This is a genomic window from Corynebacterium sp. HMSC071F07, assembly GCF_001810285.1.
Classification (GTDB): domain Bacteria; phylum Actinomycetota; class Actinomycetes; order Mycobacteriales; family Mycobacteriaceae; genus Corynebacterium; species Corynebacterium simulans.
The window spans coordinates 4489-6601 of the sequence record NZ_KV800713.1; the positions used below are offsets into that span (position 1 = coordinate 4489).

General features: G+C 61.9%; 2 protein-coding genes. One reads left to right on the plus strand and one right to left on the minus strand.

All coding sequences use genetic code 11. The features are described from left to right. Positions 1–1715, minus strand: a 1715-nt coding sequence (locus tag HMPREF2724_RS08330) for a helicase-associated domain-containing protein (protein WP_246818234.1), incomplete at its 3' end; no start/stop codon positions are given. Between the two features lie 66 nt (positions 1716–1781). On the opposite strand from HMPREF2724_RS08330, the gene HMPREF2724_RS08335 reads away from it, so the two are divergent. Beyond that, positions 1782–1967 carry a hypothetical protein gene (locus HMPREF2724_RS08335; RefSeq protein WP_061921131.1) on the plus strand — a complete coding sequence of 62 codons (186 nt, stop codon included), beginning with the start codon at positions 1782–1784 and terminating at the stop codon, positions 1965–1967. Positions 1968–2113 lie beyond the last annotated feature (146 nt).

The window sequence follows — 2113 nt, forward strand, 5'->3', positions numbered from 1 at the left end:
CCGTGGGCGCGCAGTTTCTCCAGCAGCTCACCGACGCGCACTTGCGATATTGCGACGGTAGGAGCGATGCGGCGCAGCTCTGGCACCGCCCGCACCGCCATTTCGAGAAGGGCGGGATCTTCACTGCGAAGGTACGCCAGCGCAGGGCCGGAGCGCAGCGTGCCATGGCGCCTATCGACGTCGCGGATGAGAAACTCGAGGGTCTGAGGCACCTCGCTGTGGGCGGCGAAGAAGTCGGTGATCTCTTGCGCCGTCATGCCTACGTCCAAGCCGCGGCGCAGCGTGGACTCGCTAATACGGTAGACGCTGGCTAGGCCTGGCGATTCCAAGTCCGCGAGATCTCCCAACCGGCGATGCGCGCTGGCCTCCAGCGGTCCGGGAACCAAGACCGTGAGATCGCCCTGGATGATGAAGTAGTCCACTTCTTCCGGGGTAAGGGTATGCGTGGCCGCAGGATCCAGTAGCACCCGGGTGGCTTGGCCTAGCGAAATGGCTCCGATCCATTCAGCTTCGGCAACGAGGGCATCGATGGTGGAGGACTTCGTGTGCGTTGTAAAAAGCGGGGCGCGGAAGCGCAGCTCTTCGGAAAATTCCTCTTTGCTAAGTGGGACTGAGGCGTGGGCATAGACGTCCATCACCGTGCGGCGGTGGCGGGCCAAATGCTCAGAGACGCTTTCGGTGGAAAGCAGGCGGCCTTCGGCCCAAGGCTGCCAGGTAGAGGACTGCCAGGCATCTAGGAGCAGGCTCCACTTCTCAGACAGGCCGGCATCTAGCCATTCCTGTGCGCCTTGGGTAGGCGCTAAGAAGTTACCCTCCAAGCCCTTCGGTTCGCCGCGGCTTAGGAGACGAGCGGAAAAGCCGAGGCAAACCAGGCGGCGCAGCTCCAGCTCTGGGATGCCGAGTTCCTTGGCGAGTTGGGCCTGCGGGCGAACGCCTACGGTCTTGTCTTTCAAAAGCTCGATGGGTCGAGCACCGACAAGATCGATGAGTCTTTCCAGCTCGCGAACTACTTGCAGTCCAGTGGCGGCGCCTGCTTCCCCCGCCTTCTTCTCTAGTGGCGGGGTGCCGGCACGGCCGCTTGGGCGCAGCGGAATGAGCTCGGGGCTGTGTCCCGCCAGCGCGCGACGGGCGGCGCGCGGCAGGCGCACGGTGCGGGAATCGACGCGGGTGAGAATGCCCTTGGTCAAAAGGCGGGGGATTGGGCGCGTGGGATCAGCATCGGGTGCTGCGTCGCGAGTAGCGCCCACTCCGCCAGAGGCGGCCAGGGTTTGCAGAATCCGTGCCTCATCCTCGGGCAGTGCTGCGATCTCCTCGGGGTCGGTGGTGCTCTGATGTAGTAGCGACCACCCGGTGGGAAGCGCCTGCATGAGCCCTGGGGCAAGGCATACGCCCTGTGCTTCCACTTCGAATGCAAGGCCTCGCTCGAGCAGCCGTGCGGTTGGCTCTGGGGCCAAAATTTCTACGGGTTCCAGTTCGCCGCCCCGCAAAGCGATGTCCTCGGCAGTAGCAAGCAACTCGGCATCGCACTGCGCGAGTGCGCGCGCTAGGGAAGTGGTCAGGCTAAGGCGCGTTGCCAACGGGGCGATTCCCGGGGGTAGCGGTGAGAGCACATCGCTGCGATAGCCAAGCAGCGTCGAAAGCTGCTCTTGGTCAAGATCTGCAAGCCACGTGCGGAATTGGACCGCCGCGGAGGAAGTGCTGTGAGGTGGGGTCATGGTGGCGAATAAGTTTAGTGGGTTATCGAGTTACTTTTTGGGCCGGGGTTTGGAATAATAAGGCTTATGTCGAATAAGAAGAATGGCTTCGTATCCCCGGCTTGGCCGAAGAATGAAAATCGCGAGCACGCAATTACCGAAATCTACGCGCCGTTCGCTGGTGCATCCAGCCCGTTCGGTGACGATCTGATCCTGCCAATGCCGGCGGAGAAGCTCAACTACGTGCACCCATACACCCGCGTTAACCGCTAAAAGCTCTTACTGAGAAGAAAATCCTTTAGCCTAACGCAGGCCTAGCTCCACCGCACGCCCTTCAGCGGCCGCCTTGTGGTGGGGCCATTTTTCGTACGCTAAGAAAGCCAAAAGCTCCCAGCCAGAAGGAACTGGAAAGTTCCACC